This is a genomic window from Streptomyces sp. NBC_00989, assembly GCF_045162655.1.
Taxonomy (GTDB): Bacteria; Actinomycetota; Actinomycetes; order Streptomycetales; family Streptomycetaceae; genus Streptomyces.
Map to the genome: position 1 here is coordinate 6,193,848 of NZ_CP108728.1, position 15,918 is coordinate 6,209,765.

The window sequence follows — 15,918 nt, forward strand, 5'->3', positions numbered from 1 at the left end:
CTCCCGGACGTCTACGGCACGGAAACGAACGTAACGGATGCCCGGGGGCCGCGGGGAGGGGGGTTCCGGTCAGGCCGTGCGGCGGCGCAGGAGGGTGAAGGCGGCGGCGAGAACCAGGGCGGTGAGGGCCAGGGCGATGCCGGTCTCCAGGAGCTGGAGGGGCCAGAAGTGGGAGGCGGGGTGGTACTCGCTGTAGAAGCCGGTGACGTCGTGGGCCTTCAGGCACGTCGTGCTGTCGCGGCACATCGGGTCGGCGATGTGGGCGCCGGTGGAGGTGACGGCACCACCGTCGCCGTAGAGGACGTTCCGCGGTGTCTCGTAGTCGCTGCCGGTGCTGGTCGCCCAGGGCCACAGGTGCGGGCGGGCCAAGCCGAGGGTGGTGCGGGCGAGACCCATGACGGCGATCGCGAGGCCGGCCGCGGTCAGGGCGCGGCGCTGGAGCTGGCCCGCGAGGGCGCCGACGGCGAAGCCGAGCAGGGGGTAGACGACGGCGAGGGTGCCGTTGGCGGTGAAGGTCTCGTCGTTCCACCAGTTCCAGCTCATCGGCACCTTGTGGGCGTCGAACAGCAGCCGGTGCAGCAGGACCATCACCGTGCTGCCCGCGGTGACCAGCGTGGCGGGCACGGCGAGGGTGGTGGCCAGCCAGCGGGTCGGGGAGACGCCCTGGGTCCAGGCGAGGCGGGCGGTGCCGCGCTCCAGTTCGCGGGCGACGAAGGCGCCCGCCCAGACGGCGACGAGGTAGGGGACCCAGCCGATCAGGCCCTCGGCGACGGTGTACGCCGTGTGATAGAGGCTGATCGCGTTGCTCCAGGAGCACATGTCCCCGGTGCACTGGCGCTGCCAGTCGGCCCGCGCGGCGTTCCCTCCGGGGCCGTAGGCCCACAGCAGGATCCCGGAGACGGCGGCGACGAGCACCGCCCAGCCGATCAGGACGGCGCGGTGCAGGCGCAGCACGGCACGCCACATGCGGGCCGGTCTCGGGCGGGCCGTCGGGTCCACGGCGAGGGCGGTCATACGGCGGCTCCCTTGATGTTCGTACGGCGGCCGAGCAGCGTGTACGCGGCCATGAGGGCGAGTGCGGTGAGGGCGAGGAGCAGAGCCGTCGCGGTGAGCTGGACCGGCCAGAAGTGGCGGGTGGGCCAGATGTCGTCCCACGTGCGGCCGAAGAAGTAGCGCGCCGCGCAGGTGACGGCGGCGGCCACCGCGAGGGCGGGCAGTGCGCGGCGGAGGGCGATTCCGGCGAGGGTGCCGGCGGCCAGGGCGAAGAGGACCAGGGCCACGGACATCGGGCCGGCCGGGACGAGGACGCGGTCGTAGGACCAGTTGGTGACCAGGACGTCCTGGTCGCCGGTCCAGACCCAGGCGTAGAGCAGGCCCAGCAGGGTGGTGCCGGCGGTCAACGGCAGGGCGGCCGCGGTGAGTTGGGCGGTGAGCCAGCGGGCCGGGGTGACGGACTGGGTCCAGGCGAGGCGGGCGGTGCCGGTCTCCAGTTCGCGGCCGATCAGGGCGGCGCCCGCCCAGGCGGCCACGGCTATGGAGACGTAACTGAGCACGTCACCAAGGAAGTTCATGACGTTGTTGACGTCGGTGAGGACGAAGTACTGGTCGACGGGGTGCCGTTCGGAGGGCGCCCGGAACAGGTGCACCCACAGCAGCGCGCCCACGGCGAGCAGCAGGAACGCTCCCCACACGGTCAACGCCGGTCGGTGCAGGCGCAGTACGGCGTGCCGCGGTCGGGCGGTGGGGCTCAGGGCCAGGGCGGTCATACGGCGGCTGCCTTACGGACGGGCGCCGCCGGACCGGTCTGGCGCTTGAGGAGTCGGAACGCGGCCACGGTGAGGGCGGCGGTGACGGCGAGGATGATCGCGGTCGCGGTCAACTGGAGGGGCCAGTAGTGGGATTGGGGGTGGTAGTCGTTGTAGTAGCTGACGGCGTCGAGCTTTGCGTAGAAGGCCTGGCAGCCCGCGTTGGTGGTGGAGCCGCACTGCTGGTTGGCGATGTGGGCGCCGGTGGAGGTGACCAGGCCCTGGTCGACGACGATGCCGGAACCCTGCGGGACGTTGTTCTTGAGGCTGCTGAGCTTGGTGACCGTGGGCCACAGGTACGGCGTCGCGAGGGCCATCGCGCTCCACAGGAGCACCGTGGCGAACAGCGAACCGACCAGCGCGGCGAGGGAGTTGCGCTTGAGCAGGCCGATGAGGGCGCCGATCACCAGGGCGGCCAGGGCCATGGCGGCGGTGGCCGGGCCGTTGGCGGCGTAGGTGCCGATGTCGTACCAGCTCTTGGCCGAGTCGAGACGGCCCTGGCCGGTCGACCAGGCCCAGTGGTGCAGCCCGACGAGCAGTCCAGAGCCCACCGTGACGAGGACGGCCGGGAGGGCGAGCTTGGCGGCGAGCCAGCGGGCCGGCGAGACCGACTGGGTCCACGCCAACTGCGTGGTGCCGTGCTCCAGTTCGCGGCTGGTCAGCGCGGCGCCGGACCAGGCGGCGACCAGGAACGGGGCGGCGATGACGGCGATCGTCGTGTAGGAGTACCAGTCCTTGTACCGGCCGACCGCGCTCGGGTCGTACACGCAACCGCTCGCCTCGCAGGCGTGGTACTGCTTCCAGCCCTCGACCGCCGCGTCGGTGAGCGGTCCGCCCAGCCACAGCAGCAGCCCGCCGAGGACGAGCACGAACAGGGTCCAGGCGACCAGGGCGGGCCGGTGCAGGCGGATCAGCCAGCGGAGCAGGTGCGGTGAGCCGGTCTGCCGGCCGGTGACCGGCGGGGTGGCGAGGGCGGTCACGCGACGGTCTCCTCGGTCTTGGCGGCGGGGGCGGTACCGGCCTCGGGGTTGCGCAGATAGGAGAGAACCAGTTCCTCCAACGAGGGCCTGTTGGTACGCCAGTCGGTGTCGAGCGTGCTCGACGGGCGGACCAGGGCGCTGAGTTGGCGGCCGGTGGTGCGGGACTCGACGACCGTGTGCGGGTCGAGGACCGTGTGTGCGGGCGCGGACACGTGGACGTGCGCGGCGAGCAGTTCGTCGATCTCGCCGGCGAGGCGGACCCGGCCGCCGCCGATCAGCAGCAAGTGGTCGCAGGAGTCCTCTAGTTCGGCCACCACGTGCGAGGACATCACGATCGTGGTGCCGGACTCGGCGGCCTGCGCCATGAGGAGGCCCATCATCTCGTGCCGGGCCAGCGGGTCCAGGTCGGCCATCGGCTCGTCCAGGAGCAGCAGTTCGGGCCGCTTGGCCAGCGCGAGGGCGAGGGCGACGCGGGTGCACTGGCCGCCGGAGAGGGTGCGGATGCGGGACTTCGGGTTCAAGTCCCCGTCGTCCACGATGCGTTGGGCGACGGAGGCGTCCCAGCGGTCGGTGTTCAGGTCGGCGCCCATGCGCAGCGTCTCGGCGACGGTGAGCTGCGGGTAGAGGGGCTTGTCCTGCGCGACGTAGGCGACCCGCTCGCGGGCCGCGCCGACCGCCGTGCCCAGGACGGATATCTCGCCCTCGGTGGGGGCGAGCAGCCCGGCGGCCAGGGCGAGGAGCGTGGACTTGCCCGCGCCGTTCGGTCCCACGACCGCGCAGACGCGTCCGGCGGGCAGCCGGAAGGCGCAGTCCCGCAGGGCCCACTCTCCCCGCCGGCCGAACCGCTTGCCGAGAGCGGCGGCCTCTATCGCGGCGGTGCCTGTCATCAGTCTTCTCCTTGGAAGTGCTTTTCGAGTACGGCGGTGAAGAGCGCGGCGACGTCGTCCCGGCCGAGTCCGGCCACCTGGGCCCGCGCGGCCCAGTCGTCGAGCTCTAACCGCAGCGGCGAGTCGGCGGGCGTGATGCTCAGCCCCTTGCGGATGAACGTGCCCAGGCCGCGGCGGGCCTCGACCAGTCCCTCGCGCTCCAGCTCGCGGTAGGCCTTCAGGACGGTGTTCGGGTTGATGGCGGTGGCCTCGACGACCTCGCGGGCCGTGGGCAGCTTGTCGCCGGGCTCCAGCATTCCCAGGTGCAGCGCCTGCTTGGTCTGCTGGACGATCTGTACATAGGTGGCCACGCCGCTGTGCCGGTCGATGCGGTACTCGACCACTCGCTTCCACCACCCTTTCACTAATTGAGTAGTGAAAGGGTGGTGCAAGGGGGCTGAGAAAGTCAAGTGAGATCGATGTGCCGGTCCGTGAACCGATCGGCGGGGCTCGTGCGATGAGGAGACGTGAGGGATACGGGAAGCGACGGGGAGCTGCTGCGGGCCATCGCGGCGGACGGCGACCGGCGCGCGTTCGAGGAGCTGTACCGGCGGTACGCGCCCTGGCTGACCGCGCGGCTGCGCGGCCGGTGCGCCGACGCGGGAATGGTCGACGACGTCGTACAGGAGACGTTTCTCGCGGTGTGGCGGGGCAGTGCGCGCTACCGCGAGGACGGCGATGTGGCCGGGTGGCTGTGGCGGATCGGGTCGCGGCGGCTGATCGACGTGCTGCGCGGCGACGGGGCGCGCGGCCGGCTGCGGCAGGCACTGACGCGGCTGCGGCACCGGGACGAGGCGTCGGCGGAGGAGCGCGTGCTCGCGGGGGTGGAGCACGGGGACCTCGCCGGCGCCCTGGTCCGGCTCTCGCCGGAGTTGCGGGCGGTCCTCCAGGCCACCGTGATCGACGGGCTGACCACCCGGGAAGCCGCCGTGCTGCTGGGCATTCCGGCCGGCACGGTCAAGACACGGGCCATGCGGGCCCGTAAGCAACTGCGGGAGGAGCTGGCATGACCTGGCATGTGGCCGAAGACGACGTACGCGCCTATGCGCGGGGCGAGTTGGCACCGCCCATGCTCTGGTCCGCCGACACCCACATCGCGCAGTGCGCAGAGTGCCGGGCCCTGCTGGCGTCGGTCACCGACCCGGTGGCGCTGGACGTGGGCTGGGAACGCCTCGACGCCGAACTCGACGCCCCCAGAAGGGGGTTGGTGGAATCCCTGCTCGTGCGGATCGGCGTCGCCGACCACACGGCACGGCTGCTCGCGGCGACACCGGTCCTGCGCCGCTCATGGCTGAGCGCGGTGGCCCTGGTGCTCGCGATGACGGTCCTGGTGACGAACACGTCGGGCGTCGCGACGCCCAACGTCTTCCTCGCCCTCGCCCCGCTGCTGCCGCTCGCGGGAGTGGCGATGGCGTACGGCCCGGTCCTCGACCCGACCTACGAGATGACCGTCGTAGCCCCCCTGCACGGCTTCAGACTCCTCATGATCCGCACAACCGCCGTACTGGTGGCGGGACTCGGCCTCAACGGCCTCGCGACCCTGGCCCTGCCCGGCTACGGCCTCGCCGCCCTGGCCTGGCTGCTCCCCGCGCTCGCCCTCACCGCGACGAGCCTCGCGCTGACCCCGCGCCTGGGCCCGGTCCTCGCGCCGGGTGTGGTCGGCGGGGCCTGGACCGCCGTGCTGATGGTGGCCCACGGGCGGGCGACGAACGGCGGCACGCTCGCCCCGTTCACCGCGACCGGCCAGACGGTGGCCGCGGCGGTGGCGGTCCTCGCCGCCGGCCTCCTCTTCCTGGCCCGCGACCGCTTCGACACGAAGACCCCGGGCTTCGGCCCGACAGCCTGATTTCTCAAGCGACTTCATTCCACTTCACGCAACTTCATGCCATTTTCCGACTGGAGTACGTCATGACCACCACCGTCTCCGCGGCCGGGCTCAGCCTGCGCTACGGCCTGACGACCGCCCTCGACGACGTGTCGCTGCGGCTCACCGAAGGCGTCACCGGCCTGCTGGGCCCCAACGGGGCCGGAAAGACAACCCTGTTGAGGGTGCTGGCCACCGCGGTCCCCGCCGACGAGGGCGCCTTCACCGTCCTCGGCCACGACCCCCGCACACCCGCCGGCCGCCAGGAGACCCGGCGCGTGCTCGGCTACCTCCCGCAGACGCCGGGCTTCCACCCCGACTTCTCGGCCTTCGACTTCGTCGACTACGTCGCGATCCTCAAGGAGTTGACCGACCGTACCGCCCGCCACAACGAGGTACGGCGGGTCCTGGCCGAGGTCGACCTGTCGGACGTACGCGGCAAGCGCATCAAGAAGCTGTCCGGCGGTATGCGCCAGCGGGTCGCGCTCGCGGCGGCGCTGGTGGGCGACCCCGGCTTCCTGGTCCTGGACGAGCCGACGGTCGGCCTGGACCCCGAACAGCGCATGCGGTTCAGGGAGTTGATCGCCCGCGCGGGGGAGGGGCGAACGGTTCTCCTGTCCACCCACCAGACCGAGGACGTGGCGATGCTCTGCCACCGCGTCGTCGTCATGGCCGCCGGCCGCGTCCGCTTCGACGGCACCCCGGCCGAACTCACCGCACGGGCCGCGGGCCGCGTGTGGAGCAGCTCGGAACGCGACCCCAACGCGAAGGCGGGCTGGCGCACCGGTCTCGGCGTCTTCCGCAACGTGGGCGACCCGCCGCCCGGCGCCGAACTCGTCGAACCCACCCTGGAGGACGGCTACTTGCTCACCCTCGACGGCATGCACGCGGAGGCGACGGCATGAGCACAGTACTGACCGAGGCCCCCGTCGAGACGACCACGGCACCCGCCCGCGAGCCATGGTCGGCGATCTTCGCGCTGGCCCGCTTCGAATCGCGCAAACTCCTCCTGCGCGTCCCGGTGCTGTTCATGCTGGCGGCCTACGTCGCCTGGATCGTGTGGCGCACCAAGAGCGACTGGTACGGCTATCCGGCCCTCCAGGACGTCGACCGCTCCACCCAGATGGGCCCGCTGCTGGTCGGCTTCGCGGTCCTGCTCTGCGTCAACCAGGCCGTCCTGCGCTCCCGACGGCACGACACGGAGCGGCTGTTCGGGGTCCTGGTCCTCGAACCGTGGCGCCGTGCGGCGGCCCACGCGCTGTCGATCCTGCCGGTGACCGGACTCGTCGCGCTGGGCGTGGCGGCCCAGTTCGGCTGGCAGGCGGTCAAGTCGACCGCGGTGGGCCACGGTTCGGTGGGCGAGCTGCTGGTAGGCCCCCTGTGCGTGCTGCTCTGCGGGGCGATCGGCCTGCTGATGGCGAGGCTGGTGCCGAAGCCGTTCGCGATTCCGGTGGCCGCGGTGCTGCTCCTCGTGTTCTCCGTCCTCGCGCCGGTCTCGACCGGCGGGGGTGCCACGGCATGGCTGACCCCGATCGTCGGCGAGGGAAGCAGCAAGACGATCCCCTCCGAACTGATCGGCCGCCCGGCCGTCTCGCACTCCCTGTACCTGACGGGCCTGGCGCTGGCTCTGGCCCTGCTCGCGGTACTGATCAGCAAGGGCCGCACGAAGACATCGACGGCGGTACTGGCGGGCTCGCTGGCCGGGGCGATCGCCCTCGGTGTGGTCGGCGGAGTCGGCCAGGCGGCAGGCGTCTCGTCGGAGACGGTCGCGGCCCGCACCCGGGCCACGCTCACCCCGCAGAAGGACCAGACCTGCGTCCGGCACGGCGGCTCGATGTACTGCGCGTTCCCCGAGTGGGTCCCCAGGACGGCGACATGGGCCGATGTCACGGACCACGTCCAGTCACTCGCGGGCGGCACCGCACAGACCCAGAAGCTGCTCGTACGGCAACGGGTCGACGCCCGCTACGGCATGGAGGCCGACGGCGCGATCGACCCGTCCACCACACCGAACCAGGTCACCGTCCGCACGATGTGGGGCGGACCCCGGACACCGGAGTTCTCCGCCGCGGTCGCCTCCGTACTGGTCCTCGGCAACGAGAAGGCCGGCGGTGACCTGTGCGACGGCCGCATGGTCACCATCATGTGGCTGGCCCTGGGCTGGACGTCCGACCCGGTGTCCGAGCTCCGCGCGGTCCGCCTGAGCGACACCGTGACCGGCTCCTCCATCGTCCTGTCGCCGACCAACGGAATGTCCATGACGGCCGGACAGACCAGCGTCGTAAGGGAGTTGATCGCGGCGGGCCCGTCCAAGGTCACCCCGAAGGTGAAGGCGCACTGGGCGGAACTGACGTCTCCGAAGGTGACGACGGCGAAGGTCGCCGAGCTGCTGGGCGTCAAGGCCCCCGGTGGGACCGACAAGTGCGAGTGATGACGAGGGAGAGCGCGAAGACTGAGCGGACGGGCATCCAACACCCGTCTACGGCAAGGGTGTTGGCGCAACTGACCCGACCGGTCCTGCGCGCCCTGCCGGTACGGGCACTGGCCGCGACCGCCGCGGTGGCCCTCCTGATCGCCGCCCTTCCCCGCCTCCTCTCGGACGAACCGGACCAGTGGTCCGCGCTCATCGCGCTGCGTGCCGCCGCGCTGACCTTCGCCCTGGGCCTGGCCTTCGTCCTGGACGACCCGACCCGCGAGCTGACCTCCTCGGTGCCGACCCGCCGCATGCTCCGCACGACCCTGCGGGTGGCGCTGGTGGCCCCGTTCGCGGCGGCCTGGTGGACAGCGGCGGTCCTGCTGATCCCGTCGAAGATCCGCCCTCCGATGGGCGACATGACCCTGGAGGCGGCGGCTGCGGCGGTCCTCTCCCTCGCGGCAGCGACCGCGGCCCTCCGCTTCACATCCGAACCGGAACCGGGCCAACGGGTCGCCGCAGGTTTCCTGGTCGTCGCCCTGGTGTCGCCCCTGGCACTGCCGGACGACTGGGGGATGTACGTCTCCCCGACGGAGAAGCCGTGGGGGGTGGGGCACGACCACTGGGCGATGGTGTTGGTGGGGGCGGCGATGGTGTGGGCGGCTTGTGGACCCGAGCCGGTGCGGCGGAGGCTGTTTGGGCGGAGGACCGGGGCCACTTCGTGACCAGGTCCGGCAACCAGCAGCCCGTCCGGCGGCGGCCTTTCCACGCAGGCCGCCAATATCCAGGCTGTCCGTCATGCGCCAGTTCAGGCTGACATAGCCAGCCTGCCCGTCACATGTCAGCGCAGGCCGGCATATCCAGCCCGTCCGCCACTTTCAGCGCAGGCCAGCGGTCACTCTTCAGCGCAGGCCGGCATCATCCAACCCGTCCGTCACTTCTCAACGCAGGCCCGCAAAATTCAGCCCGTCCGGCGTTTGAGGACGAGGCCCCTTCAGGGCCGATGGGGGTCTGGGGGCGCAGCCCCCAGGACCTCAGCTTCCCGACCCGCACCTCACGACTCCGAGCGGTACATCAGGTCCGTCTCATACGTCGTGAACCCCAGCCGCTCATACACGGACACCGCCGCCTTGTTGTCCGCGTCGACGTACAACATCGCCGTAGGAAGCCCCCGCAGGGCCAGGTGCCGTAGACCGATCGTCGTCAGCGCCTTGCCGAGCCCTCCACCCTGCGCACCCGGCAACACCCCGACGACATAGACCTCACCGAGCTGCTCCTGCTCATGCACCTTCGTCCAGTGGAAACCGACGAGTTCCCCACCCCGCTCGGCCAGGAAGAACCCCTCGGGGTCGAACCACGCCTCGGACTTACGCTCGTCCAGGTCGCGCTGGGTGAGGGAACCCTGTTCCGGATGGTGGGCGAAGGCCGCCGCGTTCACGGCGAGCCACGCCGCGTCGTCGGCGCCGGGCACGAAGGTCCGTACGGTCACCCCCTCGGAGAGAACCGGCTCCGGCAGCTCCAGGTCGGTCAACGCCCGCCGCAGCTGCCGGAGTTCACGGAACATCGTGAGCCCGAGAACCTGCGCGAGATGACGCGCCGCGGCATGCCCGCCATGCGCCCACACCCGCAACCGCTTCCCCGACGCGGCCAGCAGCGCAGCGCCCAGCGCTCGCCCGTGCCCGTGCCCCCGGTGCGAGGGATGGACGACGAGTTCGGCGGCCGGTGCCTCCACCGGGTCCGTGTCCTCCAGCTGCGCGTAGCCCACGAGTTCGTCGCCCAGGGTCAGCAGCAGATGCGAGACCCCGTCCCGCTCACCGCCCCGGATCCGCAGCCGTCCCTGCTCGGACACCGCCTGCTGCCCGTCGGTCCTGGCGGCCTCGGCGATCAGCGCGAGGACGGCCCCGCCCTGGTCCGGGGAGAGCACGGAGTAGGTCTCGATGGATCGGGAGCCGGGGGCGGGCCGTACGGTGTCGTCGCTGGTCATGGGTATGAGGGTAAGCCGATCCCCCCGCAAAGTGGCGGCAAAGAAGAAACCAGGATGTAACCAAGAACCCCCTGTCACGCTACGCGCGTTGACCCTAGGCTGCGCCGGAACGTGGTGACCTTCTCAGCCGACACACAGGGGGGCTCATGCCAGCCACAACCCAGCCCGACCGCCCGCGCAGACGCCGTACCGCCGCACTCCTCGCCGCCACCGTGAGCCTGGCCACGGCGGGTGCGCTGGCCGCCGCGCTGCCCGCCGACGCACACGGCAACCCCGGCGGTCACGGGCACAAGCCCAGCCGCTACCAGGACGTACAGCTCCTGTCCTTCAACGACCTGCACGGCAACCTGGAGCCGCCGTCCGGTTCCTCCGGCCGGGTCACCGAACTCCAGGCGGACGGCACGACGAAGACGATCGACGCGGGCGGTGTCGAGTACCTCGCGACGCATCTGCGCGAGGCCCGCAAGAACAACCCGTACTCGATCACCGCGGCCGGCGGCGACATGGTCGGCGCGTCCCCGCTGATCTCGGGCCTGTTCCACGACGAGCCGACGATCGAGGCGCTCAACAAGCTTGATCTGGACGTCACTTCGGTCGGCAACCACGAGTTCGACGAGGGCGCGAAGGAGCTGGCCCGCCTCCAGAACGGCGGCTGCCACCCCACCGAGGGCTGCTACACGGACAAGAAGTTCAAGGGCGCCGACTTCCCCTACCTCGCGGCCAACGTCCTCGACGAGAAGACCAAGAAGCCGATCCTGAAGCCCTATTGGGTGTGGAAGAAGAACGGCGTCAAGGTCGGCTTCATCGGCGTCACCCTGGAGGGCACCCCGGGCATCGTCTCCGCGGACGGCGTCAAGGGCCTCCAGTTCAAGGACGAGGTCGAGACGATCAACAAGTACGCCAAGGAGCTCCAGAAGCAGGGCGTCAAGTCGATCGTCGCGCTGATCCACGAGGGCGGCTTCCCGGCCTCCGCGTCGTACAACTACGACTGCGACGCGTCCGGTTCGGGCTCCGGCATCTCAGGCCCGATCGTCGACATCGCGAAGAACGTCACCCCGGCGGTCGACGCCCTCGTCACCGGCCACACCCACAACGCGTACGTCTGCACGATCAACGACCCAAGTGGCAAGCCCCGCATGGTCACTTCGGCGGCCTCCTTCGGCCGCCTCTACACGGACACCACGCTGACGTACGACCGCAAGACGGGCGACATCGCGCGTACGGCGGTCAAGTCGGCGAACCACGTGGTCACCCGGACCGTGCCCAAGGCCGCCGACATGACCTCGCTGATCGGCAAGTGGAACACCCTCGCGGCCCCCATCGGCAACCGCGCGATCGGCTACATCTCCGCCGACGTGGGCAACACCGGCACCGAGTCCCCGATGGGCGACCTCATCGCGGACGCCCAACTCGCGTACGGCAAGAAGCTGGACCCGGAGACCGACCTCGCGCTGATGAACCCGGGCGGGGTGCGGGCGGGGCTCACCTACAAGGCCACCGGCGCGGAGGGCGACGGCGTGGTGACGTACGCCGAGGGCTTCACGGTGCAGCCGTTCGCCAACACGGTGAACCTCCAGGACTTCACGGGTGCCCAGGTGATCCAGGCGCTCAAGGAGCAGGTGAGCGGCACGAACACGGCGGCGCCGAAGGTGCTCCAGGTGTCGTCCGGGCTGACGTACACGCTGGACCTGACGAAGACCGGCGCGGACCGCGTGGTCACGGACTCCATCCGCCTGAACGGCGCGGCGATCGACCCGGCGGCCACGTACCGCGTCGCGACGAACAGTTTCCTCGCGGGCGGCGGTGACGGCTTCACGACGCTGGGGCAGGGCACCGGTGACCTGGTCGGCACGGACGACCTGACCGCGCTGGCGGACTACCTGACGGCGAACTCGTCGGCCACCGGCCCGCTGGTGCCCCCGGCGGCGAACCGGATCACGATCGTGCAGTAGCAGTCAGCAGCTCTTCCCTGCTCAGGGGCTCGGTGCCGCGTAGGTCGGCACCGGGCCCCTTCTGTTTTCCGGTCCTAAATTCTGTGTAAGACCCGGTTCAGTTCCGCAAATTCCATAAGAGTCTTCCACAGGGATTGCTCAGGAAGGTCTAAGCGGAAAAGGCTTTTCCTGCGTCAGGAGTCCAGTAGTGTTTTCCATGTCGAAAGCGAACAGCGCAAACGACAAGAAGACGCAAGAGACGAAGGAGAGCACGATGAGCTTCCACAAGATCGCCCCGGTGAAGAAGACCCGCAAGCCCGCTCCGGCGCCCAAGAAGGCTCCGAAGAAGCCTGCTCCGGCCCCGAAGCGCCGCCCGGTCGGCCACAAGTAAGCCGCTGGGCCAGCCGCAATAAACCGCAGATAAGAATTCCCAGGGAGGGAAACAAATCATGAGCTTCAACAAGATTCACCCCATCAAGCAGACCCGCAAGCCCGCCCCGGCCCCCAAGAAGCCGGCGCCGAAGAAGCCCGCCCCGAAGCGTCGCCCGGTCGCCCACAAGGGCTGACAGAGAATTTACAGACGTAATTCAGAAGTAGTTCAAAGGCAATTGCAGCAGATCGGTAGAGGAACTGTTGCAGAACCGCAGCAGAGCCGGCAGCAGCCGCGACAGAGAGGGACACAGACATGAGCTTCCACAAGATCGCCCCGGTCAAGAAGGCCCACAAGCCCGCCCCGGCCCCGAAGAAGAAGCCCGCGAAGAAGCCGGCGGCGGCCCCGAAGCGCCGCCCCGTGGGCCACAAGTAACCCGCCGGGCCGGCCGTAGAAGACCCGCAGTACTCGCAGCACCCGCAGCACCACCTCGTATCAAGCCGCGGCACAGCGGCACTCCCAGGGAGGGAACCCAGCATGAGCTTCCACAAGATCGCCCCGGTCAAGAAGTCCCACAAGCCCGCCCCGGCGCCCAAGAAGGCCCCGAAGAAGCCGGCTCCGGCCCCGAAGCGTCGTCCGGTCGGTCACAAGTAAGCCGCAGGGCCGGCCGTAGAAGACCCGCACCACCCGCACCACCCGCAGCACTTACTGCACCCGCAGCACCACTCGCAGTACTCGCACGACTCGCACCACCCCACAACCCGCCGCGGCACAGCGGCACTTACCGGGAGGGAACCCGCCATGAGCTTCCACAAGATCGTCCCCGTCAAGAAGACCCACAAGCCCGCCCCGGCCCCCAAGAAGAAGGCGCCGAAGAAGCCCGCGCCGAAGCGTCCCGTCGGCCACAAGGGCTGATCCCGCACACCCTGAGGCGGGGCCACCGGTTAGCGGGCGAACTCGCTGCGGTGGCCCCGCCTCGGCCATGACCAGCCCACGTTCTGAAGGGAGTTGTTGACCATGAGGGAAGCCCGTGAGGCCTTCCGCCGTTTCTGGCCGCTGACCCGCGGTGACCGCAAGTGGCTCGCGGTGATCATCACGTGTGTCGTGGTGTCGGCGCTCTCCGAGACCGCCGCGATCCTGCTGTTCGCGGACCTCACGGACAACGCCCTCAAGTCCGGCTCGCTGTCCGCCTTCTGGGGCCCGGCCACGGCCTGGCTCGGCGTCGCCGCACTGGGCGCGCTCGTCGGCTACTTCGGCAACTCCCTCGCCACCTGGACCGCGGAGAGATTCGTCCTGCGCCTGCGCGCGAACGTCTTCCGCCATGTCCAGGACCTCCCGCCCCACTTCTTCCAGAAGCACCGCCGGGGCGACCTCGTCGAACGCCTCACCGGAGACGTCGAGGCCATCGAGCAGATGGTCGTGTCCGGAGTCGTAGGCACCATCTCGGCAGCTTTCTCAGCCGTGTTCTACGCCTGCGCGGCCCTCTACCTCCGCTGGGACCTGGCCCTGGCCACCTTCGTCCTGGCCCCCCTCTTCCTCTTCGCGGCCCGCCGCTTCTCGGGCCGCATCAAGCAGGCCTCGCAGGACGAACGGGTCGCGGACGGTGCGATCACCTCGGTGGTCGAGGAATCCCTCGGCAACGTGGTCCTCACCCAGGCGTACAACCGCCGCCGGGACGAGGAGAAGCGCCTCGACGTGGAGGCCCGCGCGTGGATGAAGGCGTCCGTCCGCGGCGCCCGACTCAGCGAGATGTACGAGCAGTTCGTGGAGGTCGTGGAGACCCTCTGCGTCCTGTCGGTGATCGGCCTCGGCGTGTGGGAGATCTCCGCCGACCGCATGACCCTCGGCGCCCTCCTCGCCTTCGCCGCCTTCATCGGCTACCTCTACCCGCCGGTCCGCAACCTCGGCCAACTCGGCCTCACCCTCACCGCCGCCACGGCCGGCGCCGCCCGCATCAACGAGATCCTGGACGCAACCCCGTCCGTCGGCGACCCCAGCGAACCCGTCCAGGCCTGGCCCGTCCACGGCTGGGTCAGCTTCCACGGCGTGACCTTCGCCTACCCCGGCGCGACCCGGAACTCGGTCGACGACGTCACCTTCAGGGCGGACCCGGGCGAGCTGGTGATCATCACGGGCGAGAGCGGAGCGGGCAAGTCGACCCTGTCCAAACTCCTCACCCGCTTCTACGACCCCTCGGGCGGCGTGATCTGCCTGGACGGCGTCCCCCTCCGCGACGTACCCCTCGAATTCCTGCGGGAGAACGTCGCGTTGCTGCCCCAGCAGACCCTCATCCTCAACGGCACGGTCCGCGAGAACATCGAGTGCGGCCGCCCCGGCGCGACGGACGAGGAGATCGAGCGGGCGGCACGTTCGGCGGCAGCGCACGACTTCATCACCTCCCTCCCCGAGGGTTACGACACCCAGATCGCCCCCGGCACGGCGGCCCTCTCCGGAGGCCAGCTCCAACGGATCGCGATCGCGCGGGCGATGCTCCGCGAGGCACCGGTCCTGGTCCTGGACGAACCGACGGCCGGCCTCGACTCGGTGGCCGCCCGCCAGGTGATCCAGCCCCTGCGCCGGCTGATGTCCGGCCGTACGACGATCATGATCACCCACGACCTGAGCCTCGCCCCCGACGCGGACCGCATCCTGGTCGTGGAAGGCGGACGTCTCGTGGAGACGGGTACGCACGGGGAGTTGGTGGCAAGGGGCGGTGCGTACGCGCGACTTGCGGGTCCGCTCCCCGAAACGGCGATCACGGGAAGGGGACGGCATCGTTCGGAGGACACGATGATCCTGCGCCAGGTCCCGCCGCAGGCACCGGACGAGACGATGATCCTGCGGGTGCCGAAGCGATAGATCAGATAGGCGGAGCGTTCCGGAGGCTGTACCCGAGCCCCCGCACGGTGTGGATGAGCCGCGGTTCGCCGCGGCTCTCCAGTTTCCGGCGCAGGTACATGACGTACACATCAAGGGTGTTGGACGCGGGCTCGAAGTCGAAGCCCCACACCTGCCGGTGGATCTGGGACCGGGTGAGCGCGGCGCCCGGATGCCTCAACAGGTGCTCCAGCAAAAGGAATTCGGTCTTCGTGAGATCGAGCGGCCACCCGTCACGGGTGACGGTACGGGTACGCAGGTCCATCACGAGATCCTGGAAGACGAGCCGTTCGAGCTCGGGCGGGAGATCGGGGCGGGTGTGCCGCGGGACACTACGGCGCAGCAACGCCCGTACCCGGGCGAGGAGTTCCTCGATGGCGAACGGTTTGCTGAGATAGTCGTCGGCGCCGTTGTCGAGGGCGACGATACGGTCGCCGACCGCGTCCCGCCCGGTGATCATCAGGATCGGCACGGTGGACCCGGAGGCGCGGATACGCCGGGTGGCGGCGAGCCCGTCCAACTCGGGCATGGTGACGTCCATCAGCACGAGGTCGGGCGCGGAGGCATCGTCGGGCACACCGAGGGACAGTCCGAGAGATACGCCCAGAGACACGCCGAGCAGATCGAGCGCGGTACGCCCGTCTCCGGCGAGGACGGTCTCGTACCCCTCGAATCTGAGCAGCCGCCCAAGCCCTTCGCGTACGTCCACGTCGTCATCGGCAAGCAGGATCTTCCGCGCCATCTCAACACGGTGTGACGGGGGGCTGT

At 70.2% G+C, this 15,918-nt stretch carries 13 protein-coding genes and 1 pseudogene; 7 read left to right on the top strand and 7 right to left on the bottom strand.

The features are described from left to right. Nucleotides 1–69: 69 nt before the first annotated feature. The 5 genes and pseudogenes from OG714_RS27385 to OG714_RS27405 form a co-directional block, all read right to left on the bottom strand. Entirely contained in the window at nucleotides 70–1,014 is a 945-nt protein-coding gene (locus tag OG714_RS27385; RefSeq protein WP_406124841.1) for a hypothetical protein, read from the bottom strand. Next, nucleotides 1,011–1,766 (bottom strand): hypothetical protein, encoded by a 756-nt coding sequence (locus OG714_RS27390; RefSeq protein ID WP_406124843.1) that lies wholly within the window; start codon nucleotides 1,764–1,766, stop codon nucleotides 1,011–1,013. The genes OG714_RS27385 and OG714_RS27390 overlap by 4 nt, the downstream gene beginning before the upstream one ends. Then, nucleotides 1,763–2,785, bottom strand: a complete 1,023-nt coding sequence (locus OG714_RS27395) for an ABC transporter permease (RefSeq protein ID WP_406124844.1) — start codon at nucleotides 2,783–2,785, stop codon at nucleotides 1,763–1,765. Before OG714_RS27395 ends, OG714_RS27390 begins: the two co-directional genes overlap by 4 nt. Before the next feature lie 389 nt (nucleotides 2,786–3,174). Then, nucleotides 3,175–3,672 (bottom strand): annotated as a pseudogene (locus tag OG714_RS27400) (ATP-binding cassette domain-containing protein); the annotation flags it as partial. Continuing rightward, nucleotides 3,672–4,055, bottom strand: coding sequence for a GntR family transcriptional regulator (locus OG714_RS27405; RefSeq protein WP_406124845.1), 384 nt, complete (start codon nucleotides 4,053–4,055; stop codon nucleotides 3,672–3,674). The pseudogene OG714_RS27400 and the gene OG714_RS27405, both read right to left, overlap by 1 nt. 123 nt (nucleotides 4,056–4,178) lie before the next feature. Between OG714_RS27405 and OG714_RS27410 the strand changes: the two genes are divergently transcribed. From OG714_RS27410 to OG714_RS27430, 5 genes are all read left to right on the top strand, one after another. After that, the gene (locus tag OG714_RS27410; protein WP_406124846.1) at nucleotides 4,179–4,721 is read left to right on the top strand and encodes an RNA polymerase sigma factor; all 543 of its coding nucleotides are present in this window, start codon (nucleotides 4,179–4,181) and stop codon (nucleotides 4,719–4,721) included. Beyond that, the gene (locus tag OG714_RS27415; RefSeq protein WP_406124848.1) at nucleotides 4,718–5,557 is read left to right on the top strand and encodes a zf-HC2 domain-containing protein; all 840 of its coding nucleotides are present in this window, start codon (nucleotides 4,718–4,720) and stop codon (nucleotides 5,555–5,557) included. The genes OG714_RS27410 and OG714_RS27415 overlap by 4 nt, the downstream gene beginning before the upstream one ends. 62 nt (nucleotides 5,558–5,619) lie before the next feature. Beyond that, entirely contained in the window at nucleotides 5,620–6,480 is an 861-nt protein-coding gene (locus OG714_RS27420) for an ABC transporter ATP-binding protein (RefSeq protein ID WP_406124849.1), read from the top strand. Continuing rightward, complete coding sequence (locus OG714_RS27425; protein ID WP_406124851.1) at nucleotides 6,477–8,006, top strand: ABC transporter permease; 1,530 nt, start codon at nucleotides 6,477–6,479, stop codon at nucleotides 8,004–8,006. Before OG714_RS27420 ends, OG714_RS27425 begins: the two co-directional genes overlap by 4 nt. A 59-nt stretch (nucleotides 8,007–8,065) precedes the next feature. Next, a complete protein-coding gene (locus OG714_RS27430; protein ID WP_406131972.1) occupies nucleotides 8,066–8,713 on the top strand; it encodes an ABC transporter in 648 nt (215 codons plus the stop codon). Between the two features lie 329 nt (nucleotides 8,714–9,042). Here OG714_RS27430 and mshD read toward each other — a convergent pair whose 3' ends face one another. Beyond that, entirely contained in the window at nucleotides 9,043–9,972 is a 930-nt protein-coding gene (mshD, locus tag OG714_RS27435) for a mycothiol synthase (protein ID WP_406124852.1), read from the bottom strand. 146 nt (nucleotides 9,973–10,118) lie between these two features. Here mshD and OG714_RS27440 point away from each other — a divergent pair, with 146 nt between their 5' ends. Together OG714_RS27440 and OG714_RS27445 are read left to right on the top strand one after the other, a co-directional pair. Continuing rightward, nucleotides 10,119–11,924: a bifunctional metallophosphatase/5'-nucleotidase gene (locus tag OG714_RS27440; protein ID WP_406124853.1), complete on the top strand. Its 1,806-nt coding sequence runs from the start codon at nucleotides 10,119–10,121 to the stop codon at nucleotides 11,922–11,924. Nucleotides 11,925–13,290: 1,366 nt separating this feature from the next. After that, nucleotides 13,291–15,132 (top strand): ABC transporter ATP-binding protein, encoded by a 1,842-nt coding sequence (locus OG714_RS27445; protein WP_406124855.1) that lies wholly within the window; start codon nucleotides 13,291–13,293, stop codon nucleotides 15,130–15,132. Between the two features lies 1 nt (nucleotide 15,133). On the opposite strand, the gene OG714_RS27450 is transcribed toward OG714_RS27445, so the two are convergent. Further along, nucleotides 15,134–15,892 (bottom strand): response regulator transcription factor, encoded by a 759-nt coding sequence (locus OG714_RS27450; protein ID WP_406124856.1) that lies wholly within the window; start codon nucleotides 15,890–15,892, stop codon nucleotides 15,134–15,136. Nucleotides 15,893–15,918 lie beyond the last annotated feature (26 nt).

What these genes read in the sequence shown, in the direction of transcription:
- OG714_RS27385 (WP_406124841.1), bottom strand. Translation starts at nt 1,014, where the DNA reads ATGACCGCCCTCGCCGTGGACCCGACGGCCCGCCCGAGACCGGCCCGC.
- OG714_RS27390 (WP_406124843.1), bottom strand. Translation starts at nt 1,766, where the DNA reads ATGACCGCCCTGGCCCTGAGCCCCACCGCCCGACCGCGGCACGCCGTA.
- OG714_RS27415 (WP_406124848.1), top strand. Translation starts at nt 4,718, where the DNA reads ATGACCTGGCATGTGGCCGAAGACGACGTACGCGCCTATGCGCGGGGC.
- OG714_RS27420 (WP_406124849.1), top strand. Translation starts at nt 5,620, where the DNA reads ATGACCACCACCGTCTCCGCGGCCGGGCTCAGCCTGCGCTACGGCCTG.
- OG714_RS27425 (WP_406124851.1), top strand. Translation starts at nt 6,477, where the DNA reads ATGAGCACAGTACTGACCGAGGCCCCCGTCGAGACGACCACGGCACCC.
- mshD (WP_406124852.1), bottom strand. Translation starts at nt 9,972, where the DNA reads ATGACCAGCGACGACACCGTACGGCCCGCCCCCGGCTCCCGATCCATC.
- OG714_RS27440 (WP_406124853.1), top strand. Translation starts at nt 10,119, where the DNA reads ATGCCAGCCACAACCCAGCCCGACCGCCCGCGCAGACGCCGTACCGCC.
- OG714_RS27445 (WP_406124855.1), top strand. Translation starts at nt 13,291, where the DNA reads ATGAGGGAAGCCCGTGAGGCCTTCCGCCGTTTCTGGCCGCTGACCCGC.
- OG714_RS27450 (WP_406124856.1), bottom strand. Translation starts at nt 15,892, where the DNA reads ATGGCGCGGAAGATCCTGCTTGCCGATGACGACGTGGACGTACGCGAA.